The following is a 23986-nucleotide window of genomic DNA, read 5'->3' as shown; positions in this document are numbered from 1 at the left end:
GAAGTATTCAGGATGAGAACGTATAACGATGAAAGGCAATCATAAATCCCGCTGGGCAATCGCCGCTGGCATCATTGTGGTGGTCCTTGCCGCCGCCTGGTACTGGCACAGTCAATCCGCGAATTCCGCAGCACCCGCCGGTGCCACCACCCAGCCACAGCGCCCGGCAGGCGGTGGGCGTCACGGTATGCGTGGCGGCGCGCTGGCGCCGGTCCAGGCGGCGACGGCGGTCAATAAAGCCGTTCCTCGCTACCTCACCGGTCTCGGAACCATTACCGCCGCCAACACCGTGACGGTGCGCAGCCGCGTTGACGGCCAGCTGATGGCTATTCACTTCCAGGAAGGTCAGCAGGTGAAAGCGGGCGATCTGCTGGCAGAAATCGACCCCAGCCAGTTTAAGGTCGCCCTCGCCCAGGCGCAGGGACAGCTTGCGAAAGACAAAGCCACGCTCGCCAATGCCCGGCGCGATTTAGCGCGCTACCAGCAGCTGGTGAAAACCAACCTCGTTTCTCGTCAGGAGCTGGACACCCAACAGTCGCTGGTCAGCGAAACGCAGGGCACCATCAAAGCTGACGAAGCCGCCGTGGCCAGCGCCCAGCTGCAGCTGGACTGGAGCCGCATCACCGCGCCGATTGACGGGCGCGTCGGTCTGAAGCAGGTCGATACCGGCAACCAGATCTCGAGCGGTGATACCACGGGCATCGTGGTGATCACCCAGACCCACCCGATTGATTTAGTCTTTACCCTGCCGGAAAGCGACATTGCAACGGTGGTACAGGCGCAAAAAGCCGGTAAAGGTCTGGTGGTGGAAGCCTGGGACCGCACCAACAAGCAGAAACTGAGCGAAGGTTCCTTGCTCAGTCTGGATAACCAGATCGACACCACCACCGGCACCATCAAGCTGAAAGCGCGCTTTAATAACCAGGACGATGCCCTGTTCCCGAACCAGTTCGTCAACGCGCGAATGCTGGTCGCTACCGAAGAAAACGCGGTGGTGATCCCCACCGCCGCGCTGCAGATGGGTAACGAAGGCAACTTCGTCTGGGTGCTGAACAGCGACAATAAAGTCAGCAAGCATCTGGTGAAAACCGGGATTCAGGACAGCCAGACGGTGGTGATCGCCGCAGGCCTTTCCGCAGGCGACCGCGTGGTCACCGACGGCATTGACCGTCTGACCGAAGGGGCCAAAGTAGAAGTGGTGGAACCGGCGAAACAGGGAGCGACCTCCTGATGCAGGTGCTGCCGCCAGGCTCTACAGGTGGGCCGTCACGCCTGTTTATTCTCCGCCCTGTCGCCACCACGCTGCTGATGGTGGCGATCCTGCTCGCCGGGATTATCGGCTATCGCTTCCTGCCCGTATCGGCGCTGCCTGAGGTAGATTATCCAACCATTCAGGTGGTGACGCTCTACCCCGGCGCCAGCCCGGATGTGGTGACGTCCGCCATCACCGCCCCGCTGGAGCGCCAGTTCGGCCAGATGTCGGGGCTAAAACAGATGTCCTCCCAGAGTTCCGGCGGGGCCTCTGTCGTGACGTTACAGTTCCAGCTTACGCTGTCGCTGGATGTCGCCGAGCAGGAAGTTCAGGCCGCGATTAACGCCGCCACCAACCTGCTGCCGTCGGACCTGCCTAACCCGCCGGTCTACAGCAAAGTGAACCCGGCGGATCCGCCGATCATGACGCTTGCCGTCACCTCCTCCGCCATGCCGATGACCCAGGTCGAAGACATGGTCGAAACGCGCGTGGCGCAGAAGATTTCTCAGGTCTCCGGCGTCGGGCTCGTCACGCTGGCGGGCGGACAACGCCCGGCCGTTCGGGTCAAGCTTAACGCGCAGGCGATTGCCGCGCTGGGTCTGACCAGCGAAACCATCCGCAGCGCCATCAGCAATGCCAACGTCAACTCGGCGAAAGGTTCGCTGGACGGCCCAACCCGCGCGGTCACACTCTCCGCCAACGACCAGATGCAGTCCGCCGATGAATACCGTCAGCTGATTATTGCGTACCAGAACGGTGCCCCGGTGCGTCTGGGCGATGTGGCGACCGTGGAGCAAGGCGCGGAAAACAGCTGGCTGGGGGCCTGGGCCAACAAACAGCAGGCGATCGTGATGAACGTGCAGCGCCAGCCGGGCGCCAACATCATCGAAACCGCCGACAGCATTCGCGCCATGCTGCCGCAGCTGATTGAAAGCCTGCCGAAATCGGTCAGCGTGAAGGTGCTTTCCGACCGCACCACTAACATTCGCGCGTCGGTCACCGACACCCAGTTTGAGCTGATGCTGGCGATTGCGCTGGTGGTCATGATCATTTACCTGTTCCTGCGCAACGTTCCGGCAACCATTATTCCCGCCGTCGCCGTACCGCTCTCGCTGGTGGGGACGTTTGCCGTGATGGTGTTCCTCGATTTCTCGATCAACAACCTGACGCTGATGGCGCTCACCATCGCCACCGGGTTCGTGGTGGATGATGCCATCGTCGTTATCGAGAACATCTCGCGCTATATCGAGAAAGGCGAAAAACCGCTGGCGGCTGCCCTGAAAGGCGCTGGCGAGATCGGCTTTACCATTATCTCGCTGACCTTCTCGCTGATTGCGGTACTGATCCCGCTGCTGTTTATGGGTGATATCGTCGGGCGTCTGTTCCGCGAGTTTGCCGTGACGCTGGCCGTCGCCATTTTGATCTCCGCCGTGGTGTCGCTGACCCTGACGCCGATGATGTGCGCCCGCATGCTGAGCCATGAATCCCTGCGCAAGCAAAACCGTTTCTCCCGTGCCTCCGAGAGAATGTTCGAACGCATTATTGCGGCGTATGGCCGGGTGCTGGCGAAAGTCCTCAACCACCCGTGGGCGACGCTCGGCGTGGCGCTCGGCACGCTGGCACTCAGCGTCATGCTGTGGATTTTTATCCCGAAAGGCTTCTTCCCGATCCAGGACAACGGCATTATTCAGGGCACGCTTCAGGCCCCGCAGTCGGTCTCCTTCGCCAATATGGCGCAGCGCCAGCAGCAGGTATCTGAGATAATAATGAAAGATCCGGCGGTGGAAAGCCTGACCTCCTACGTGGGTGTGGATGGCACCAACCCGTCGCTGAACAATGCGCGTCTGCAGATTAACCTCAAGCCGCTGGATGAGCGCGACGATCGCGTCAACGCCGTGATTGAACGTCTGCAAAGCGCCGTCGCGCGCGTGCCGGGCGTTGAGCTTTACCTGCAGCCGATTCAGGATTTGACCATTGATACCCAGGTCAGCCGCACGCAATATCAGTTCACGCTGCAGGCCACATCGCTGGATGCACTCAGCACCTGGGTACCGCAGCTGGTGGATAAGCTCAAAACCCTGCCGCAGCTCTCCGACGTCAGCAGCGACTGGCAGGACAAAGGGCTGGCGGCGTATGTGAACGTCAACCGCGACGCCGCCAGCCGTCTTGGCATTACCATGGCGGACGTGGATAACGCTCTGTATAACGCGTTCGGGCAGCGTTTAATCTCCACCATCTACACCCAGGCGAACCAGTATCGCGTGGTGCTGGAGCACAACACCGAGAACACGCCCGGCCTGGCGGGGTTGGACTCGGTGCGCCTGACCAGCAAAGACGGCGGTATTGTGCCGCTGAGCGCCATCGCGACGGTGGAAGAGCGTTATACCCCGCTGTCGATTAACCATCTGGATCAGTTCCCGTCCACCACCATCTCCTTCAACGTGCCGGACAATTATTCTCTCGGCGAAGCGGTGGAGGCCATTCAGGCGGCTGAAAAAGCGGTAAGCTTCCCGTCCGATATTCAGACCCAGTTCCAGGGCAGCGCGCTGGCGTTTCAGGCCGCGCTGGGCAACACCATCTGGCTGATTGTCGCTGCCGTGGTCGCGATGTACATCGTGCTCGGCGTACTGTACGAAAGCTTTATCCACCCGATCACTATCCTTTCCACCCTGCCGACGGCGGGCGTGGGGGCGCTGCTGGCGTTAATGCTGGCGGGCAGCGAGCTGGACGTGATTGCCATTATCGGCATCATCCTGCTTATCGGGATCGTGAAGAAAAACGCCATCATGATGATCGACTTCGCCCTGGCCGCCGAGCGCGAGCAGGGCATGTCGCCGCGCGATGCCATCTTCCAGGCCTGCCTGCTGCGTTTTCGTCCGATCCTGATGACCACTCTGGCGGCCCTGCTGGGCGCGCTGCCGCTGATGCTCAGCATGGGCGTCGGCGCGGAGCTGCGTCGTCCGCTGGGGATCGGCATGGTCGGCGGTCTGCTGGTGAGCCAGGTGCTGACGCTGTTCACCACGCCGGTGATTTATCTGCTGTTTGACCGCCTGGCGCTGTGGGCCAAAAGCCGTTTTCCAAAACGTGAAGAGGAGGCATAAGTGAAGTTTTTCGCCCTCTTCATTTATCGTCCGGTGGCGACGATTTTAATCTCGCTCGCCATTACCCTCTGCGGCGTGTTGGGCTTCCGGCTGCTGCCGGTAGCGCCCCTGCCGCAGGTGGATTTCCCGGTGATCATGGTCAGCGCCTCGCTGCCGGGTGCGTCACCGGAAACCATGGCCTCGTCCGTTGCCACGCCGCTGGAGCGTTCGCTCGGGCGGATTGCAGGGGTCAACGAGATGACCTCCAGCAGCTCGCTCGGCAGCACGCGCATCATTCTGGAGTTCAGCTTCGACCGGGATATTAACGGTGCGGCGCGGGACGTGCAGGCCGCCATCAACGCCGCGCAAAGCCTGCTGCCGAGTGGGATGCCGAGCCGTCCGACCTATCGCAAGGCCAACCCGTCCGATGCGCCGATCATGATCCTGACGCTGACCTCGGACACTTACTCGCAGGGTCAACTGTACGACTTTGCATCTACCCAGCTGGCGCAGACCCTCTCACAAATTAACGGCGTCGGTGACGTGAGCGTTGGCGGGAGCTCCCTGCCCGCCGTGCGCGTGGGGTTAAACCCGCAGGCGCTGTTCAACCAGGGCGTGTCGCTGGATGATGTGCGCTCCGCCATTAGCAATGCCAACGTGCGCAAACCGCAGGGGGCAATTGAGGACAACAGCCATCGCTGGCAGATCCACACCAACGACGAGCTAAAAACCGCAGCGGAATATCAGCCGCTCATCATTCACTACAACAACGGCGCGGCGGTGCGCTTAAGCGACGTTGCCAGCGTCACCGACTCGGTGCAGGACGTGCGTAACGCCGGGATGACCAACGCCAAGCCGGCGATTTTGCTGATGATCCGCAAGCTGCCGGAAGCCAATATTATCGAGACGGTGAACAGCATTCGCGCCCGCCTCCCGGAGCTGCAGCAGACCATTCCGGCTGCGATCGATCTGCAAATTGCCCAGGATCGCTCCCCGACCATCCGGGCCTCGCTTGAAGAGGTGGAGCAAACGCTGATTATCTCCGTCGCGCTGGTGATCCTGGTGGTCTTCCTGTTTCTGCGCTCCGGCCGGGCGACGCTGATCCCGGCGGTGGCCGTGCCGGTATCGCTAATCGGTACCTTTGCCGCCATGTATCTGTGCGGGTTTAGCCTCAACAACCTGTCGCTGATGGCCCTGACGATTGCGACGGGCTTCGTGGTGGATGATGCCATCGTGGTGCTGGAAAACATTTCCCGCCACCTGGAAGCGGGCGTGAAGCCGCTGCAGGCCGCGCTTCAGGGCTCGCGCGAGGTGGGCTTTACGGTGCTCTCCATGAGCCTGTCGCTGGTGGCGGTGTTCCTGCCGCTGCTGCTGATGGGCGGACTGCCGGGCAGGCTGCTGCGGGAATTTGCCGTCACGCTGTCCGTCGCCATCGGCATTTCGCTGGTTATTTCCTTAACGCTCACGCCGATGATGTGCGGCTGGATGCTCAAGCGCAGCAAGCCGCACTCGCAGCCGCGCCGTAAAGGCTTTGGTCGTTTCCTGATGGCAATGCAGGAGGGTTACGGAAAATCGCTGAAGTGGGTGCTGAACCATACCCGGCTTGTCGGCCTGGTGCTGATCGGCACCATCGTGCTCAACGTCTGGATGTATATCACCATCCCGAAAACCTTCTTCCCGGAGCAGGATACCGGCGTGCTGATGGGCGGCATTCAGGCGGACCAGAGCATTTCCTTCCAGGCGATGCGCGGCAAGCTGCAGGACTTTATGAAGATCATTCGTGAAGACAAAGCCGTGGATAACGTGACCGGCTTTACCGGCGGGTCACGCGTTAACAGCGGCATGATGTTTATTACCCTGAAACCGCGCGGCGAGCGCAACGAAACGGCGCAGCAGGTGATTGACCGCCTGCGGGTGAAGCTCGCCAAAGAGCCGGGCGCCAATCTGTTTTTGATGGCCGTTCAGGATATCCGCGTCGGCGGGCGACAGGCGAACGCCAGCTACCAGTACACCCTGCTTTCTGATGATTTAGCCGCCCTGCGCGAGTGGGAGCCGAAGATCCGCAAGGCGCTGGCCGCCCTGCCGGAGCTGGCGGACGTGAACTCCGATCAGCAGGACAACGGCGCCGAAATGGCTCTGACGTACGACCGCGAAACCATGTCGCGGCTGGGCATTAACGTTGAAGCCGCCAACAGCCTGCTGAACAACGCCTTCGGCCAGCGCGAGATTTCCACCATTTATCAGCCGATGAACCAGTATAAGGTGGTGATGGAGGTTGATCCGCGCTATACCCAGGACATCAGCGCCCTGGACAAAATGTTTGTGATCAACAGCGACGGTAAGGCGATACCGCTCTCTTACTTTGCCAGCTGGCAGCCGGCCAACGCGCCGCTGTCGGTGAACCATCAGGGGCTGTCGGCGGCGTCGACCATCTCCTTCAACCTGCCCGCCGGTTCGTCACTTTCGGAGGCCAGCGACGCAATCAACCGCGCGATGACGCAGCTTGGCGTGCCGTCCACCGTGCGCGGCAGCTTTGCCGGCACCGCGCAGGTGTTCCAGGAGACGATGAACTCGCAGGTGATTTTGATTCTGGCCGCCATTGCCACGGTCTATATTGTGCTTGGCATTCTGTATGAGAGCTACGTGCACCCGCTGACCATCCTCTCGACGCTGCCGTCGGCGGGCGTGGGGGCACTGCTGGCGCTGGAGCTGTTCGGCGCGCCGTTCAGCCTTATCGCGCTCATCGGAATCATGCTATTAATCGGCATTGTGAAGAAAAATGCCATCATGATGGTCGACTTCGCACTGGACGCCCAGCGCAACGGCAACCTGTCGCCGGAAGAGGCAATCTTCCAGGCCTGCCTGCTGCGTTTTCGTCCGATCATGATGACCACTCTGGCGGCGCTGTTTGGCGCGCTGCCTCTGGTGATTTCCGGCGGCGACGGCTCTGAGCTGCGCCAGCCGCTGGGGATCACCATTGTCGGCGGCCTGGTGATGAGCCAGCTGCTGACGCTGTACACCACGCCGGTGGTCTATCTGTTCTTTGACCGCCTGCGGCTGCGTTTTTCGCGTAAAAACAGAACCACGGTAACCGGGTAAATGACTGAGCTTCCCAGCAACGTTCGCTGGCAATTATGGATAGTCGCCTTCGGCTTTTTTATGCAGTCGCTGGATACGACCATCGTTAACACCGCCCTCCCCTCGATGGCGAAAAGCCTGGGGGAGAGCCCGCTGCATATGCATATGGTGATTGTCTCCTACGTGCTGACGGTGGCCGTGATGCTCCCTGCCAGCGGCTGGCTGGCCGACAAAGTCGGCGTGCGTAACATATTTTTCACCGCCATCGTGCTGTTTACCACCGGCTCGCTGTTTTGCGCCCAGGCCAATACCCTCGACCAGCTGGTGATGGCGCGCGTGCTGCAGGGCGTTGGCGGGGCGATGATGGTGCCCGTCGGGCGGCTAACGGTGATGAAGATTGTCCCGCGCGAACAGTACATGGCGGCGATGACCTTTGTGACCCTGCCCGGCCAGGTGGGGCCGCTGCTGGGCCCGGCGCTGGGCGGGGTGCTGGTGGAGTACGCCTCCTGGCACTGGATTTTCTTAATCAACCTGCCGGTGGGTATCATCGGCGCGATCGCCACCCTGACGCTGATGCCGAATTACAAAATGCAGACGCGTCGCTTTGATTTCTTTGGCTTTGTCTTGCTGGCGGCGGGCATGGCAACGCTCACTCTCGCGCTCGACGGGCAAAAAGGGCTGGGGATTTCGTCCCTGACGCTGGGTATTCTGGTCACCCTCGGCCTCACCGCCATTTTGTGGTACCTCTGGCATGCCAGAGAAAACGACAAAGCGCTGTTCAGCCTGAATTTGTTTAAAAACCCCACCTACCGTCTTGGTCTGTTCGGCAGCTTCGCCGGACGCGTCGGCAGCGGCATGCTGCCGTTTATGACGCCCGTATTCCTGCAAATTGGCATGGGTTTCTCGCCGTTTCACGCGGGCCTGATGATGATCCCAATGGTGCTCGGCAGCATGGGTATGAAGCGCATTGTAGTACAGGTCGTCAACCGCTTTGGCTATCGACACGTGCTGGTGACCGCCACGCTGGGGCTGGCGCTGGTCAGCCTGCTGTTTATGGCCGTGGCGCTGATGGGCTGGTACTACATCCTGCCGCTGGTGCTGTTCTGCCAGGGGATTGTCAACTCCATGCGCTTCTCATCGATGAATACCCTGACGCTGAAAGACCTGCCGGACGAGCTGGCGAGCAGCGGCAACAGCCTGCTGTCGATGATTATGCAGCTCTCCATGAGCGTGGGCGTCACGATTGCCGGCCTGCTGCTCGGCATGTACGGTCAGCACCACCTCAGCGTCGACACGCCGGTGGCGCATCAGGTCTTTTTATATACCTATATCAGCATGGCGGTCATCATCGCCCTGCCCGCTTTCATCTTCGCCAGAGTGCCGGATGATACCAGCAAGAACGTCGTGATTAGGCGCGGCAAAAGGAGTAGATCATGAAATTCTGGCGACCGGGCATTACCGGCAAGCTCTTTGTGGCGATATTTGCCACCTGTATCGTTCTGCTGGTTACCATGCACTGGGCGGTGCGGGTCAGCTTTGAGCGTGGTTTTATTGATTACATCAAGCACGGCAATGAGCAGCGCCTGCAGGGGCTGAGCGATGCGCTGGGTGAACAGTACGCCCAGCATGGCAACTGGCGTTTTCTGCGCAACAATGACCGGTTCATTTTCCAGATCCTGCGCTCGCTTGAGCACGATACCGGTGACGATCGTCCAGGACCGGGTATGCCGCCGCACGGCTGGCGCACCCAGTTCTGGGTGATCGACCAGGACATGCGCACGCTGGTTGGCCCGCGCGCGCCGATACCGCCGGACGGCACCCGCCGTGCGATCAAAGTCAACAACGCGACCGTCGGCTGGGTTATCGCCTCCCCGGTGGAGCGCCTGACGCGCAACACCGACATCAACTTTGACCGCCAGCAGCGCCGAACAAGCTGGCTGATTGTCGCCCTCTCCACGCTGCTCGCCGCGCTCGCTACCTTCCCGCTGGCACGCGGTCTGCTCGCGCCGGTAAAACGGCTGGTGGAAGGCACGCACAAGCTGGCCGCCGGGGATTTCACCACCCGCGTCGATACCCGCAGCCAGGACGAACTGGGCAAACTGGCGCAGGACTTTAACCAGCTTGCCAGCACGCTGGAGAAGAACCAGCAGATGCGCCGCGACTTTATGGCCGATATCTCCCACGAGCTGCGCACGCCGCTGGCGGTGCTGCGCGGCGAGCTGGAGGCCATTCAGGACGGCGTGCGCCAGTTTACGCCCGAATCGGTGGCTTCCCTGCAGGCGGAAGTGGGCACGCTCACCAAGCTGGTGGACGATCTCCACCAGCTCTCTATGTCAGATGAAGGCGCGCTGGCTTACCAGAAGGCGCCCATCGACGTGATTAACGTACTTGAGGTCGCCAGCGGCGCTTTCCGCGAGCGCTTCGCCAGCCGCAACCTGAAAATTGATCTCTCCCTGCCGGACAGCGCGGTGGTGTTTGGCGACAAAGACCGTCTGATGCAGCTTTTCAATAATCTGCTGGAAAACAGCCTGCGCTATACCGACAGCGGCGGCGCGCTGCACATCTCCGGCAAACAGGAAAACGGACGCTTCGCCCTCACCTTCGCGGATTCCGCCCCTGGCGTACAGGATGCGCAGCTGGAAAAACTGTTTGAACGTTTTTACCGTACCGAAGGCTCCCGCAACCGCGCCAGCGGCGGTTCAGGGCTGGGGCTGGCGATTTGCGTTAACATCGTCGAGGCGCATAATGGCACCCTCCGCGCCGCCCATTCGCCTTTTGGCGGGGTTAGCATTACAGTAGAGTTACCTCTGGAACGGGATTTATCGAGAGAAGTATGACCGAGTTACCGATTGACGAAAACACACCGCGTATTTTGATTGTCGAAGACGAACCTAAGCTTGGACAGCTATTGATCGACTATTTACGCGCGGCCAGCTATGCCCCGTCACTGATAAGCCACGGCGACCAGGTGCTGCCCTACGTGCGCCAGACGCCGCCGGACCTGATCCTGCTGGATCTGATGCTGCCCGGTACCGATGGCCTGACCCTGTGCCGGGAAATTCGTCGCTTCTCCGACGTGCCGATTGTCATGGTCACCGCCAAAATCGAAGAGATTGACCGCCTGCTGGGGCTCGAAATTGGCGCAGACGATTACATCTGCAAACCTTACAGCCCGCGTGAGGTGGTCGCCCGAGTGAAAACCATTCTGCGCCGCTGTAAACCGCAGCGCGAGCTTCAGGTACTGGACGCGGAGAGCCCGCTGATCGTGGATGAAAGCCGTTTCCAGGCAAGCTGGCGCAGCAAACTGCTGGATCTTACTCCCGCAGAGTTTCGCCTGCTGAAAACCCTCTCCCACGAGCCGGGGAAAGTGTTCTCGCGTGAGCAGTTGCTCAACCGCCTGTATGACGATTACCGCGTCGTGACCGACCGCACCATCGACAGCCATATCAAAAATCTGCGCCGCAAGCTGGAAGCGCTGGATGCCGAGCAGTCATTTATTCGCGCGGTGTATGGCGTGGGGTATCGATGGGAAGCGGATGCGTGCAGGATAGTGTGACGTTTCACCTCTGAAACCCGCCTCTGGCGGGTTTTTCTTTTCTGGAATCCATCCAGGAATCAACCATACTCTTTTTACCGGTTCGCTTACTTATAACTGGTGCTGATAATTTTACTTTCGCTCAAGGAGTTCCTATGTCTGGTTGGTTCGAATTAAGTAAAAGCAGTGATGGTCAGTTCAGGTTTGTGCTGAAAGCTGGAAACGGAGAGATAATCCTTACCAGCGAACTTTACACCAGCAAAAGTGCTGCTGAAAACGGCATTGCTTCCGTACGCACGAACAGCCCCCTGGACGAGCGCTATGAAAAGAAAACGGCTTCTAACGGTAAGTTCCATTTCAATCTGAAGGCGGGCAATCATCAGGTGATTGGCAGCAGCCAGCTTTATGCGACGGAACAATCGCGTGATAAGGGTATCGCCTCGGTCAAAACCAACGGTTCTGTCCAGACGGTAAAAGACAACACCTGACAGCACGACGCGCGCCGGGAGAGCGGTGACGCGACCCGGCGCTTTACCTCCCCGCCCCGCAGCGCTACAATGCCCGCCCTTAAAGTGGGGGATCTCCCCTTACCGCTGCACCAGGTGCACGCGGATCTGACCTGTCATCAGAACGAGAACAAACATGTTTAAACCGGAACTCCTTTCCCCGGCGGGAACGCTGCAAAATATGCGTTACGCTTTCGCCTATGGTGCCGATGCTGTCTACGCGGGCCAGCCTCGCTACTCGCTGCGCGTGCGCAACAATGAATTCAACCACGAGAACCTGCAGCTCGGCATCAACGAAGCGCATGCTCTGGGTAAAAAATTCTACGTGGTGGTCAACATCGCGCCGCACAACGCCAAGCTGAAGACGTTCATCCGTGACCTGAAGCCGGTGGTGGATATGGGGCCGGACGCGCTGATCATGTCGGACCCGGGTTTAATCATGCTGGTTCGGGAGAACTTCCCGGAGATGGATATTCACCTCTCCGTACAGGCTAACGCCGTCAACTGGGCGACAGTGAAGTTCTGGAAGCAGATGGGGCTGACCCGCGTCATTCTGTCTCGCGAGCTTTCGCTGGAAGAGATCGAAGAGATCCGCACCCAGGTGCCGGATATGGAAATCGAAATCTTCGTTCACGGCGCGCTGTGCATGGCCTACTCTGGCCGCTGCCTGCTCTCCGGGTATATCAACAAGCGCGACCCGAACCAGGGCACCTGTACCAACGCCTGCCGCTGGGAATATAACGTCCAGGAAGGCAAAGAAGATGACATCGGCAACATTGTGCACAAGCACGAGCCGATCCCGGTGACCAACGTTGAGCCTACGCTGGGCATTGGCGCGCCAACCGACAGCGTGTTTATGATTGAAGAAGCCAAACGTCCGGGCGAGTACATGACCGCCTTTGAAGACGAGCACGGCACTTACATCATGAACTCAAAAGATCTGCGCGCCATCGCCCACGTCGAGCGTCTGACCCAGATGGGCGTGCACTCCCTGAAAATCGAAGGCCGTACCAAATCCTATTACTACTGCGCGCGTACCGCGCAGGTGTACCGCAAAGCCATCGACGATGCGGCAGCGGGTAAACCGTTCGATACCAGCCTGCTGGAAACCCTGGAAGGCCTGGCGCACCGCGGCTATACCGAAGGCTTCCTGCGCCGTCATACCCATGACGACTACCAGAACTATGAGCACGGCTACTCCGTATCTGAGCGCCAGCAGTTTGTCGGTGACTTCACCGGCGAGCGCAAAGGTGCGCTGGCGGCTGTGGCGGTGAAAAACAAATTCACCAAAGGCGACAGCCTGGAGCTGATGACCCCGCAGGGCAACATGAACTTTACGCTGGAGCATCTGGAAAACGGCAAAGGCGAAATGATTGAGGTGGCGCCAGGTGACGGCCATACCGTCTGGCTGCCGGTTCCGGAAGAGGTGGAGCTGAAGTTCGCGCTGCTGATGCGTAATTTCAAGGGTGAAAGCACGCGAAATCCACACAGCAAATAGTCAATCAGGGAAATTTTTTCAAGCTGGGATAATTCTTAGAATCGGATCACATACCGCTTCGTTCAATAAGGGTATTATCCCCCCGCTGAAAAACATAACCCATAAATGCTAGCTGTACCAGGAACCACCTCCTTAGCCTGCGTAATCTCCCTTACGCGGGCTTATTTTTTGCCTTCTCTTTCCTCAACCCAGGCAATAAGCTCGTCGATTTGCTTCTCTGAAAACACCGCTATCCCATGCTCTGAGAGTAGTGATGCCGCAACCCCCATACCCGTCTTGCGTATACCGCTAAAAGAACCGTCATAAATCACCACGCTGCCACATGTTGGGCTGCCATCAGTTAACAACGCGGCGCTACAGCCTGATTCCTGAGCGGTACGCAGCGCGAGCCACGCTGCAAGCCGGTATTGCTCAGTCACATCCTGCCCTGTATTTTCAATTATTCTTGCTTGCCCGTGCATGACGTCTTTACCATCAGCAGAGATAATCTCTGCCGGAGGACGCGGTACAGGCAGCCCGGCAGCAAGTTCAGGGCAGTGAATTACCAGACGTTGTTCCTGTTCCCAGCGAGCGAGCTGCTCGTTCATTCGGGATTTTTCACTACCGTTATAGCGGACTTTGAAACCCATCAGGCATGCGCTTACCAGAATTTTATTTATCATCGCTTTTTTGTGATTACATGAATCTCATCGCTGAATTATAACGCGCTTTCGTGCCTATTTTTTCCCTTTCATCCTGTTCTTACCCGCTTTTTTCCTCTCTGCTATACACTCTTACTAACGCTAAAAAAGGGAGCAGCGCGGATGGCAACCTATCCAGACAGTTTATTGATTCTCAATGGCAAAAGTGCAGGCAACGATCTGTTGCGCCAGGCAATTCAGGGTTTGCGTGACGACGGCGCTCGCATCCACGTACGGGTAACCTGGGAAAAAGGTGATGCCGCCCGCTATATCGAGGAAGGCATAACGTTAGGCGTCAAGACCATCATTTCCGGCGGCGGGGATGGCACCATCAATGAGATCGCCTCTGCGCTTATCGACCTGCCCACGGCAGACCGCCCGGTAATGGGCATTTTACCGCTCGGCACCGCCAATGATTTTGCCACCAGCGCCGGGATCCCGGAGGAGTTAGAAAAAGCGCTCCAGCTGGCGATCCTCGGCAAAGCCACCGCCGTGGATATTGCTCAGGTGAATGACAAAACCTGCTTTATCAATATGGCAACCGGCGGGTTCGGCACGCGCATCACCAGCGAAACGCCCGAAAAACTGAAGGCGGCGCTGGGCGGCGTGTCATATCTGATCCACGGTCTGATGCGCATGGATACTCTTAAGCCTGACCGCTGCGAAATTCGCGGCGAGGATTTTCAGTGGCAGGGTGACGCGCTGGTGATTGGCATTGGCAATGGCCGTCAGGCAGGCGGTGGGCAGCAGCTATGCCCGGAGGCGCTGATCAATGACGGTCAGCTACAGCTGCGTATTTTCACGGGCGACGGCCTGCTGCCCGCGCTGTTTACCACGCTGACGCAGCCGGAAGAGAGCCCGAATATCATCGCCGGAAAATCGGCATGGTTTGAAGTGAATGCCCCGCACGGGATGACGTTTAACCTCGACGGGGAACCGTTGAGCGGGACGCAGTTCCATATTGAGGTCTTGCCCGGCGCGCTGCAGTGTCGGCTGCCGCCTGACTGTATGCTTTTGCGCTGAATGTATTGCCGGGTGGCGGCTACGCCTTACCCGGCCTACGTTTCGCCCTCAGGTTAGGCAATCGTCACTTTACTGTCCAGATAGACGTCCTGAACCGCATTGATCAGCTTCACGCCGTCGGCCATCGTTTTCTTAAACGCCTTACGGCCAAGGATCAGCCCCATGCCGCCCGCGCGTTTGTTGATAACCGCCGTACGCACCGCGTCTGACAGGTCAGTGTCACCGCCCGCTGCCCCGCCGGAGTTAATCAGCCCGGCACGGCCCATATAACAGTTCGCCAGCTGGTAGCGTACGAGGTCGATCGGGTTATCGCTGGTCAGCTTGCTGTAAACGCGGTCATCGGTATAACCAAAGTTCACCGCTTTATAGCCGCCGTTATTCTCGGCCATTTTCTGCTTCACAATATCCGCGCCGATGGTGGCCGCCAGATGGTTCGCCTGCCCGGTGAGGTCTGCCGACACGTGGTAATCCACGCCGTCTTTTTTGAACGCATTGTTACGCAGGTACGCCCACAGCACGGTCACCATGCCCAGCTCGTGCGCGCGCTCAAACGCCGCAGAGATCTCTTCAATCTGACGGCGAGACTGTTCAGAGCCGAAGTAAATCGTCGCCCCGACCGCCACCGCGCCCATATTGAACGCCTGTTCGACGCTGGCGTAGAGGGTCTGGTCATATTCGGTTGGGTAGCTGAGGGTTTCGTTGTGGTTCAGCTTCACGAGGAACGGAATGCGGTGGGCATAGCGACGCGAGACGGACGCCAGCACGCCGTAGGTGGACGCCACGCAGTTACAGCCCGCTTCAATCGCCAGTTCAACAATGTTCTTCGGATCAAAATAGAGTGGATTCGCCGCGAAAGACGCGCCCGCCGAGTGCTCAACGCCCTGGTCTACCGGCAGAATAGAGAGATACCCGGTGCCGCCGAGCCGCCCGGTGTTGTAGAGCGTCTGCATGTTTCGCAGGACCGCAGGCGGACGGTTGTTATCAATCATCACGCGGTCAACGTAGTCGTGACCAGGCAGATACAGCTGGTCAGCTGGAATGGTCATACAACGATGCTGTAAAAGGCTGTCGGCGTCTTTGCCAAGCAACTGCGCAATATCAGTCATGTGATACTCCCGTAAGTCCGACGTCGTGTCGGTGTGTGTTTATCCAGTCCCATTCTTTAGGGGCAGACTAAGCTTGGTACCGACTTAACAGATTTTCCACCATTTGTATTTTTTTTCAGCACAATCTGCTGGCTCGATTCGTGTACAACAAAACTGTTACATTGATCAAACAATCGCCACAAAGGTATTTAAAAGGTATTATTCAGTGGTATGTTAAAGGCGTACCCTCTCTGACATGCAGGATTAAAAAATGAAAACGAAAGTCCAACTGTCATTCATGATGTTTGTTGAATGGTTTATCTGGGGAGCCTGGTTCGTGCCGCTGTGGCTGTGGCTGAGCAAAAGCGGGTTTACCGCCGGGGAAATCGGCTGGTCTTATGCCTGTACCGCGATTGCCGCAATCCTCTCACCTATTCTTGTCGGCTCGCTGACGGACCGCTTCTTTGCCGCGCAAAAAGTGCTGGCGGTACTGATGTTTGCCGGCGCGATTCTGATGTACTTCGCCGCGCAGCAAACCCAGTTCAGCACCTTCTTCCCGCTGCTGCTGGTTTACTCCCTGACCTATATGCCCACTATCGCGCTGACCAACAGTATTGCCTTCGCGAACGTGGACGACGTCGAGGCCGATTTCCCGCGCATCCGCGTGATGGGCACTATCGGCTGGATCGCCTCCGGGCTGGCGTGCGGCTTCCTGCCGCAGATGCTGGGCTATAGCGATATTTCCGATACCAATATTCCGCTGCTGATGACGGCCGCCAGCTCTGCCCTGCTCGGCGTATTTGCCCTGTTCCTGCCGAACACGCCGCCAAAAAGTACCGGCAAGCTGGATGTTAAAGTGATGCTGGGGCTGGATGCGCTGATCCTGCTGCGTGACAAAAACTTTCTGGTGTTCTTCTTCTGCTCGTTTCTGTTCGCCATGCCGCTGGCCTTCTACTACATCTTCGCCAACGGTTATCTCACCGAAGTGGGGATGAAAAATGCCACCGGCTGGATGACGCTCGGCCAGTTCTCTGAAATCTTCTTTATGCTGGCGCTGCCGTTCTTCACCAAACGCTTTGGTATTAAGAAGGTCTTACTGCTGGGCTTGATCACCGCCGCTATCCGCTACGGTTTCTTTGTTTACGGTGGTGCGGAGCAGTACTTCACCTACGCTCTGCTGTTCCTCGGTATTTTGCTGCATGGCGTGAGCTACGACTTCTACTACGTAACCGCGTATATCTACGTGGATAAAAAAGCGCCGGTGCACATGCGCACCGCCGCGCAAGGCTTGATTACGCTGTGCTGTCAGGGGTTTGGTAGCCTGCTGGGCTACCGCCTCGGCGGCGTAATGATGGAAAAAATGTTCGCATACAAAGAGCCGGTGAATGGGTTGACCTTCAACTGGGCCGGAATGTGGGCATTCGGCGGGATCATGATTGCCGTGATTGCCGTGCTGTTTATGCTGTTTTTCCGCGAATCGGACAAAGAGATCACTGCAATTGAAGTGGTTGATGGCGATGCTGCGCTGACACAAGGGGAAGTTAAATGAAACAAGAACGTATTCTCGGTGCCCTTTACGGGCAGGCGTTAGGGGATGCGATGGGTATGCCGTCGGAACTGTGGCCGAGAAAGCGCGTTAAAGCGCACTTCGGCTGGATCGACCGCTTCTTACCCGGGCCGGCTGAGAATAATGCGGCCTGTTATTTCAGGCGGGCAGAGTTCACCGACGATACCTCAATGGCGCTGTGCCTGGCGGATGCGATTATTGAGTGCGAGGGGGAAATTAACGCGGATGTTATCGGCAAACATATTCTGCGCTGGGCGCTCGATTTCGACGCCTTTAACAAGAACGTGCTCGGCCCGACGTCAAAAATCGCGCTTAACGCGATTCGTGACGGGAAACCGGTCAGCGAGCTGGAAAACAACGGTGTGACCAACGGGGCGGCGATGCGTGCCTCCCCGCTGGGCTGCCTGCTTCCGGCGACGCGGCTGGAACACTTTGTGGCGCAGGTGGCGCTGGCCTCCAGCCCGACCCATAAAGCGGACCTCGCGATTGCCGGCGCGGTGGTAATTGCCTGGGCGATTTCACGCGCTATCGACGGGGAAAGCTGGCAGAGCATCGTCGATGCCCTGCCGGGCATCGCCCGCTACGCGCAGGAAGCGAAAACCACCACCTTCAGCGCGTCGCTGGCGGCACGTATTGAGCTGGCGCTTAAGACCGTGCGTGAAGCCAACGGTATAGACTCGGCCAGCGAGCAGATTTATCAGCTTATTGGCGCGGGAACCAGCACCATTGAGTCCGTTCCGGCGGCCATCGCAATGGTTGAACTGGCGGGAACCGACCCGAACCGCTGCGCGGTGTTATGCGCCAACCTGGGCGGGGACACCGACACCATTGGCGCAATGGCGACGGCCATCTGCGGGGCGCTCCACGGCGTGCAGGCCATTGACCCGGCGCTCAAAGCCGAGCTCGACACCGTTAACAAGCTCGATTTCGGCCATTACTGCGAAAAACTCCTGCACTACCGGGAGCAAAGGGAGGGCGCATGAACTCATTTGCCCAACGTCTCGAAACCCTGCACGCCACGCGCCCGGTCACGGTGCTGGGCGCGGCGGTGATCGACGTCATCGCTGACGCCTACGCCCTGCCCTGGCGCGGGTGTGACATCGAGTTAAAACAGCAGGGCGTGAATATTGGCGGCTGCGCGCTGAACATTGCCATCGCCCTGAAACGGCTCGGGATCGCTGCGCAAAACGCCCTGCCCGTCGGCCACGGCGTGTGGGCGGATATTATCCGTAACGCGATGGCAAAGCAGGATCTGCACAGCGCGGTGGAAGCCGAGACCGGCGATAACGGCTGGTGTCTGGCGCTGGTGGAGCCTGACGGCGAGCGCACCTTTATGTCCTTTAGCGGGGTGGAAAACCAGTGGCAGCAGCGCTGGCTTGATGCGCTTCATGTTCCGCAAAACAGCCTGGTCTATTTGTCCGGCTACCAGCTGGCCTCGCCGTGCGGCGAGCTGCTGACGGGCTGGCTGGAAGGGTTGCGGGACGTGACGGCGTTTATCGATTTCGGCCCTCGCATCGCGGACATCCCCGACGTGCTGATGGCGCGGATTATGGCCTGCAGGCCAATTGTCTCGCTTAATCGTCAGGAGGCGCAACTTGCCGCTGAACGGCTTGGCGTAGAGGTCGAAACGTTAGGAGCACAGTGGCTGCAGCGCTACGGCGCCGCGCTGATTGTGCGGCATGATAAAGACGGTGCAACCTGGTATGACGGCGACGCGTCGGGCGTTATTCCGGCATTCCCGGCTACGGTCGTGGACACCATTGGCGCAGGCGACAGCCATGCGGGCGGCACGATTGCCGGGCTGGCGGCAGGATGGTCACTGGCGGACGCGGTGCAACTCGGCAATGCGGTCGCCGCCTGGGTAGTCAGCCACCGTGGCGGTGATTGCGCCCCCACTCGCGAGGCATTACTCCTCGCACACAAAGACGTATAGATCGCTGCGACAGTAGCTGATGCTGTACTCAATCGGCCGGTGTTGCTGATCGAGCGCGACCTGCTTGATCACCAGCACCGGTATTTTTTCATCCATCTTGATGTGCGCCTGAAACTCGCTGTCCGGCATGCGGGCGCTGACGCGCGAGCGGGTACGCTGCGGGAAGATATTCTGGCTGCGGAAGTAATCGTAGAGCGAAATGCCTATCGCATCCGGATCGGGAATTAACCCGACCGGCACCCAGGACTCCTCAATCGAGACGGCGTCCTCGTCCACGTAGCGAATACGTTTTAGCAGGAACACCTCGCTCTCCGGGGGAATTGAAAGGTGATTCGCCACCTCTTCCGGACACTTCACCACCCGCTTGTTAACCCACAGCGTGTTCGGCTTTTGACCACGCAGCACCACCTGCTGGGAAAAACCGCGCGCCTCTTTCAGGGAATATTCAAAGATGTTGTTAATTTGCGTGCCATAGCCGCGGGCACGCGTCACCACACCCTCTTCCTCAAGCGCCTGCATCGCTTTACGCACGGTGATACGCGACACGCCGGTTAACTGACTCAGATCCCGCTCGCCGGGCAAAATATTCCCGTGCTCCAGCACCCCGCTGCGCACCGCGTTTTTTACCGTTTCGGCAAACTTCAGGTACAGCGGCGTGTTATCGGGCGCGGCGATCCGTTCATTCAGTTGAGCGATTAACCGGGTATGCGCTTGTTCCATCTCTGTTTTTCTCAGGCGTGGTGTGTCCTGCCAGTATAAGGCCTACCACCACGCATGAAAATGGTGAACCGGCCCAATACCGTGACCGACCTCCAGACTATCCGCTTTTGCCAGCGCCGCCGAAAGCCAGGTTTTCGCTTCGCGCACCGTATCGGCCCAGTTTTCATGCCGTGGACGCAGCGCCGACAGCGCGGCAGAGAGCGTGCACCCGGTGCCGTGGGTATTTTTGGTCTGCACCCGCGGCGCGGTAAAACGTAGCTCGGCATCGCGGGTGAAGAGCCAGTCCGGGCTTTCCGCGTCATCCAGATGCCCGCCCTTCATCAGCACCGCCCCGCAGCCCATCGCCAGCAGGGCATTCCCCTGCTCTTTCATCTCGCGTTCAGTTTGCGCGTGCGGCGCACCCAACAGCGCGGCGGCTTCGGGCAGATTTGGCGTAATGAGCGCCACCTGCGGCAGCAGCTTTTTGCGCAGCGTCTCAACGGCGGAAGCAGAGAGCAGCGGGTCACCGCTTTTTGCCAGCATGACGGTATCCAGCACCACGTTTTGCACCTGATAGCGTTTAAGCCGTTCCGCCACCGCTTCAACAATGTCCGTCTCGGCCAGCATGCCGATTTTGGTGGTGTCGATGCGCACGTCGCTGAACACCGAATCCAGCTGCGCGGCGACAAAATCAGGCTCGATACGGTAGACCGACTGCACGCCACGCGTGTTTTGCGCCACCAGCGCGGTAATGACCGAGCAGCCGTACGCGCCAAGAGCCGAGAACGTTTTCAGGTCGGCCTGGATACCGGCACCGCCGCTAGGATCGGTGCCGGCAATGGTCAGAGCGTTAATCCGCTTCATGCCTGCTCCTCCAGCGTGTAGAGCGCATCCAGAAACGCGCTGGCAAAACTGCCCGGGCCACGAGACTGTGCAACGGCGACCGTTCCGGCGCGCTTCATCCATCCGCAGGCGGCAGCGACGTTATCCAGCCGATCGCCCGGCAGCGAGCAGCTCGCCGCCACAACGGCAGAGAGCGCGCACCCGGTGCCCACCACGCGCGTCATCAGCGGGTCACCGCCCGTGACCGTGCGGGTTCGCTGTCCGTCCGTGATGTAATCCACCTCACCGGTGACGACCACGATGGCATTAATCTGGCGGGCCAGCGCCTCGGCAGCAGGCACCGCGCTGGCGGCGGTGTCGGTGGTATCGACACCGCGCCCGCCCGCGCTCATGCCGGCAAGGGCCAGAATTTCGGAGGCATTGCCGCGAATGGCCGCCGGCTTCAGGGCGAGAATTTGATGGCAAAAACGGGTGCGGAACGCCAGGGCGCCCACGGCAACCGGGTCCAGCGTCCAGGGTTTGCCTGCCGCCACCGCACTCTCAATCGCCCGGCGCATCGACTGGGCGCGCGGCGACGTCAGCGTGCCAACGTTAATCAGCAGCGCATCGGCTATCCCGGCAAACTGTTCTGCCTCTTCGGCCTCAATCACCATCGCGGGGGATGCGCCAAGCGCCAGCAAAACGTTGGCCGTAAAGGTCTGCACGACATCGTTGGTCATACAGTGGGTAAGCGGAGAACGGGTTCGGAAGTGGTGTAAAACGTGTAAATCGAGCAGGTCAGGCTGCATGGTTTCGCTCCTGCCTTGCGTGAAGAAGCGATGACCGGGAAGGCATCTGACTTCCCTACGCTGGCATTATCCAGATCAGGTAATACGGGTATTTCTCAGCCTTCACAAGGAAGGGCACCCCGAGTCAAAATACTTTTAAAACAATCATTTACACATTAACTATATGTAAGCGTTTAGTGTAACCGGGGCCGCAGGCAGGGTGCAAGATTTTTCGATTTATCACAGCAGTTATCATTCTGGGGATATCTTAATCACGTAAAGACTCACAAGAAGTATGCGCATCCGCTTGTATTCCGTTCAGTGTAAACAGAGAGGATGATTCTCTTATAAGATTCCCCTGTTCACCACTATACATTCCCCCTTCCTCTATGTAAGTTTTATTTAGTGTTTACATTAAAGTTTGCAGGTTTAATTATCATTATCTGTAACATCTTTTTTACTCAGCCATAGCAATTTAAGCGAGATACATTTTTAATAGAATTTTCAATATAAATATTTTTTACAAGCGCCCACTGAAAATATTATTAGGTTCAATATTGCTTTCATTCAAAACACAAAATGAATTCGATAATAATGAATGTAAAAAAATCTATAAATTTGCATTAACTGTTTTATACATTTTGCATCATTTTCCGCCAAAATACTTAAGATACACTAATAGATTTATGTTTCGGATTTTTTTCACACAACATGCCAATGAAAACATAACTAACTGTATTTGTTGAGATAAATTTATTTTCATCACAGCAAACCAAATTATCTATAGATGCTATTTTTGATATAGATCAATAATCAAAACTACACATTCATAGATAGTTACTACACGTCACGAAATAAGTTATTAAATCAAAATCCCCAGATTATCGAGATATTACAAGAAGTTATATCTTCACGCCAGGATAGCGCCCTTACTTTAATTTTTACTTGCATTGATGATGAGAGTTAACAAATGAAATATTTAAATAAACCAGCGATTGCTGTTTTTGTATTTGGTGTTGTATGCGCTGGTGTAGCTAATGCTGCTACGATAAGCACTGATGATGTTGTAGATTCTTTAGGCTGGACTCAAACCCAAATCAATCAGCAAAACTATGATCGTGACGATGCAAACCGCATTGATATCGGTACTAATCGCACTGACATTATTAACATGCAGAATGAAAATTTATTGCGTGATGATGCAATTAAAAACGCTGCTGTTAAAGCTGATGCTGCTCAAACTGGTGTTAATGCTAATGCACAACTTATTACTATTCTGAATCAGAAAGTTGACGATAACACAGCAGGTCAAACTATCACTGATAGCAAGCAAGATATTTTGATTAATGACACTGAAAATAAAGCTGATCAGGCTTTACAACAAAACGTTGTGAATGGCTCTAACATTGCAAACTGATGTCGGCAATCTAAAAACCGATATTTCTAGTGTTGACCAGGAAGCTAAACAAGCGGGGGCACTTTCAGCTACAGCCAATAACAAAGCAGACACAGCTTTACAGGGTGTAGCTAAAAATGGCGCTGATATTGTTGCTGTAGATGCTAAAGCCAATTCTGCTACTACCTTAGCTACCATAGCTAATACTAACGCTCTTGCTGCAGATGCTAAAGCTACTACTGCTAATACCTTAGCAACATCGGCTAAAGCAGCTGCTGAACATGCGGAAATCACTGCTACCGATGCAAACAATAAAGCAGACGCTAACACCGCTGCTATAGCAACTAAGGTAGATACAAACACTTTTAATGCCGATCAAGATCGACAAGATAAGACAATACAAGCTACATCTGATAAAGCTACTCAGGGATATAATACGGGAGTATATGCTCAATCTTTAGCTGTTGACGCAGAAACAGTATCCGCAGCTAATAAAGCTGCTGTTGCTAACGTTCAGTCACGCCAGCAAGCACAAGAAACCACTATTCAAAATCACAGTGCACAATTAGCAAATCATGAGCAACGTATTACAACTTTAGAAAATCAAAACAACGCTAAATTCTCTTCTTTAGAAAATCAGCAGAATGAGGATCGAAAAGAATATCGTGCAGGTATCGCAGGTGCTGCTTCTATCGCTGGTTTGCATTACGTTAATACAGATAACGCTGTTGCTGTCGGTGCTGCGAACTTCAAGGATGCACAAGGTTACGCAATCGGCTATCGTCATAAGTTCGCTGAAAATGTAGCCGCGACCCTCTCTACATCAGGTACATCTAACGGCGATGAAATTGTAGCGGCGTCAGCTTCGATCGGATGGTGATGAAAGTTTTTAATTCCAGCCTCTTTCTTAGAGGTTCTGACTAAGAGTTTTGAAATAAAGAAGCCAGTTAACCGCCGATAAAGCTACAAACTCACCGCATGAATTTTATTTAACTGGCTACAGCTAATTACACTGATGATATCGACCATGGCAAAGTATGTTTT

19 protein-coding genes and 1 riboswitch are annotated in these 23986 nt (G+C 57.0%); of the genes, 14 read left to right on the top strand and 5 right to left on the bottom strand.

The window, feature by feature from the left end; genetic code table 11:
- The first annotated feature begins 28 nt into the window (after positions 1-28).
- The 8 genes from E3U32_RS05230 to yegQ all read left to right on the top strand — a co-directional run bounded on the left by E3U32_RS05230 (position 29) and on the right by yegQ (position 12949).
- Positions 29-1231, top strand: coding sequence for an MdtA/MuxA family multidrug efflux RND transporter periplasmic adaptor subunit (locus tag E3U32_RS05230; protein ID WP_134347908.1), 1203 nt, complete (start codon positions 29-31; stop codon positions 1229-1231).
- Positions 1231-4353 (top strand): MdtB/MuxB family multidrug efflux RND transporter permease subunit, encoded by a 3123-nt coding sequence (locus tag E3U32_RS05225; RefSeq protein WP_134347907.1) that lies wholly within the window; start codon positions 1231-1233, stop codon positions 4351-4353. The genes E3U32_RS05230 and E3U32_RS05225 overlap by 1 nt, the downstream gene beginning before the upstream one ends.
- Complete coding sequence (gene mdtC / locus E3U32_RS05220; RefSeq protein WP_134347906.1) at positions 4354-7431, top strand: multidrug efflux RND transporter permease subunit MdtC; 3078 nt, start codon at positions 4354-4356, stop codon at positions 7429-7431. It begins immediately after the preceding gene.
- On the top strand, positions 7432-8847 hold the full coding sequence (locus E3U32_RS05215; RefSeq protein WP_134347905.1) for an MFS transporter: 1416 nt from the start codon (positions 7432-7434) through the stop codon (positions 8845-8847).
- Positions 8844-10247 (top strand): two-component system sensor histidine kinase BaeS, encoded by a 1404-nt coding sequence (gene baeS, locus E3U32_RS05210; protein WP_134347904.1) that lies wholly within the window; start codon positions 8844-8846, stop codon positions 10245-10247. The genes E3U32_RS05215 and baeS overlap by 4 nt, the downstream gene beginning before the upstream one ends.
- A complete protein-coding gene (gene baeR, locus E3U32_RS05205; RefSeq protein WP_047346507.1) occupies positions 10244-10966 on the top strand; it encodes a two-component system response regulator BaeR in 723 nt (240 codons plus the stop codon). Before baeS ends, baeR begins: the two co-directional genes overlap by 4 nt.
- 134 nt (positions 10967-11100) lie before the next feature.
- Positions 11101-11433 (top strand): YegP family protein, encoded by a 333-nt coding sequence (locus tag E3U32_RS05200; RefSeq protein WP_134347903.1) that lies wholly within the window; start codon positions 11101-11103, stop codon positions 11431-11433.
- A 154-nt stretch (positions 11434-11587) separates the two neighbouring features.
- Positions 11588-12949, top strand: coding sequence for a tRNA 5-hydroxyuridine modification protein YegQ (gene yegQ, locus E3U32_RS05195; RefSeq protein ID WP_134347902.1), 1362 nt, complete (start codon positions 11588-11590; stop codon positions 12947-12949).
- A gap of 161 nt (positions 12950-13110) precedes the next feature.
- Here yegQ and E3U32_RS05190 read toward each other — a convergent pair whose 3' ends face one another.
- Positions 13111-13611 carry a DUF523 domain-containing protein gene (locus E3U32_RS05190; RefSeq protein ID WP_134347901.1) on the bottom strand — a complete coding sequence of 167 codons (501 nt, stop codon included), beginning with the start codon at positions 13609-13611 and terminating at the stop codon, positions 13111-13113.
- A gap of 141 nt (positions 13612-13752) precedes the next feature.
- Between E3U32_RS05190 and yegS the strand changes: the two genes are divergently transcribed.
- Positions 13753-14652 carry a lipid kinase YegS gene (gene yegS, locus E3U32_RS05185; protein WP_134347900.1) on the top strand — a complete coding sequence of 300 codons (900 nt, stop codon included), beginning with the start codon at positions 13753-13755 and terminating at the stop codon, positions 14650-14652.
- Positions 14653-14705: 53 nt separating this feature from the next.
- On the opposite strand, the gene fbaB is transcribed toward yegS, so the two are convergent.
- On the bottom strand, positions 14706-15758 hold the full coding sequence (gene fbaB, locus E3U32_RS05180) for a class I fructose-bisphosphate aldolase (protein ID WP_047346516.1): 1053 nt from the start codon (positions 15756-15758) through the stop codon (positions 14706-14708).
- Between the two features lie 250 nt (positions 15759-16008).
- Here fbaB and E3U32_RS05175 point away from each other — a divergent pair, with 250 nt between their 5' ends.
- Genes E3U32_RS05175 through E3U32_RS05165 form a run of 3 tightly spaced genes read left to right on the top strand, consistent with a single transcriptional unit; the run spans position 16009 to position 19237 of the window.
- Complete coding sequence (locus E3U32_RS05175; protein ID WP_134347899.1) at positions 16009-17286, top strand: nucleoside permease; 1278 nt, start codon at positions 16009-16011, stop codon at positions 17284-17286.
- On the top strand, positions 17283-18287 hold the full coding sequence (locus E3U32_RS05170; protein ID WP_134347898.1) for an ADP-ribosylglycohydrolase family protein: 1005 nt from the start codon (positions 17283-17285) through the stop codon (positions 18285-18287). Before E3U32_RS05175 ends, E3U32_RS05170 begins: the two co-directional genes overlap by 4 nt.
- Entirely contained in the window at positions 18284-19237 is a 954-nt protein-coding gene (locus E3U32_RS05165; RefSeq protein WP_134347897.1) for a PfkB family carbohydrate kinase, read from the top strand. The genes E3U32_RS05170 and E3U32_RS05165 overlap by 4 nt, the downstream gene beginning before the upstream one ends.
- On the opposite strand, the gene E3U32_RS05160 is transcribed toward E3U32_RS05165, so the two are convergent.
- The 3 genes from E3U32_RS05160 to thiM are packed head-to-tail and all read right to left on the bottom strand — an operon-like array spanning position 19211 to position 21567.
- Positions 19211-19957 carry a GntR family transcriptional regulator gene (locus tag E3U32_RS05160; protein WP_025760289.1) on the bottom strand — a complete coding sequence of 249 codons (747 nt, stop codon included), beginning with the start codon at positions 19955-19957 and terminating at the stop codon, positions 19211-19213. The two genes, E3U32_RS05165 and E3U32_RS05160, sit on opposite strands and share 27 nt — an antisense overlap.
- A 42-nt stretch (positions 19958-19999) precedes the next feature.
- A complete protein-coding gene (gene thiD, locus E3U32_RS05155) occupies positions 20000-20800 on the bottom strand; it encodes a bifunctional hydroxymethylpyrimidine kinase/phosphomethylpyrimidine kinase (RefSeq protein WP_134347896.1) in 801 nt (266 codons plus the stop codon).
- Positions 20797-21567, bottom strand: a complete 771-nt coding sequence (gene thiM, locus E3U32_RS05150) for a hydroxyethylthiazole kinase (RefSeq protein ID WP_134347895.1) — start codon at positions 21565-21567, stop codon at positions 20797-20799. The genes thiD and thiM overlap by 4 nt, the downstream gene beginning before the upstream one ends.
- Positions 21568-21602: 35 nt before the next feature.
- Positions 21603-21699: riboswitch (TPP riboswitch) on the bottom strand.
- 817 nt (positions 21700-22516) lie between these two features.
- Here thiM and E3U32_RS05145 point away from each other — a divergent pair.
- Both E3U32_RS05145 and E3U32_RS05140 read left to right on the top strand, forming a co-directional pair.
- A complete protein-coding gene (locus tag E3U32_RS05145; RefSeq protein ID WP_134347894.1) occupies positions 22517-22963 on the top strand; it encodes a hypothetical protein in 447 nt (148 codons plus the stop codon).
- Positions 22941-23822 carry a YadA C-terminal domain-containing protein gene (locus E3U32_RS05140; RefSeq protein WP_134347893.1) on the top strand — a complete coding sequence of 294 codons (882 nt, stop codon included), beginning with the start codon at positions 22941-22943 and terminating at the stop codon, positions 23820-23822. Before E3U32_RS05145 ends, E3U32_RS05140 begins: the two co-directional genes overlap by 23 nt.
- Positions 23823-23986 lie beyond the last annotated feature (164 nt).

Source organism: Lelliottia nimipressuralis, assembly GCF_004402045.1.
Classification (GTDB): Bacteria; Pseudomonadota; Gammaproteobacteria; order Enterobacterales; family Enterobacteriaceae; genus Enterobacter; species Enterobacter chinensis.
Note: the sequence above shows the minus strand (reverse complement) of the source record. Positions and strands in the feature narration are given on the sequence as shown.